This window comes from Halomonas sp. SIMBA_159 (assembly GCF_046536035.1).
Classification (GTDB): Bacteria; Pseudomonadota; Gammaproteobacteria; order Pseudomonadales; family Halomonadaceae; genus Vreelandella; species Vreelandella venusta_A.
The window spans coordinates 1-258 of record NZ_JAWJBT010000949.1 but is presented as its reverse complement, the minus strand read 5'-3'; the positions used below and the strand labels follow the sequence as shown (position 1 = coordinate 258).

Sequence of the window (258 nt, the reverse complement as noted above, 5' to 3'; positions counted from 1 at the left end):
ACAGTACTCTCATTCTGTGCATCAACCATAAGATGAAATCCGCCTAAACCTTTCACAGCAGCAATTTTTCCTTGTTTTAAGGCTTCTGCTGTCGCCATTAAAGCCTGATCTCTCTCGACTTCCTCTTCTCCCCAAAAGGTTAATTTTGGACCACATTCAGGACAAGCATTCGGTTGCGCATGAAATCGCCGATCGCGCGGATTTTCATATTCTTCACGACAAGCGAGACACATTTGGAACTCACCCATGGTCGTATTA

1 protein-coding gene is annotated in these 258 nt (G+C 44.6%); it reads right to left on the bottom strand.

Going from position 1 to position 258, the window contains the following annotated elements; all coding sequences use genetic code 11:
* The coding region (locus tag R0J87_RS22065; protein WP_498888987.1) for a hypothetical protein at positions 1-258 on the bottom strand (258 nt) is incomplete at both ends.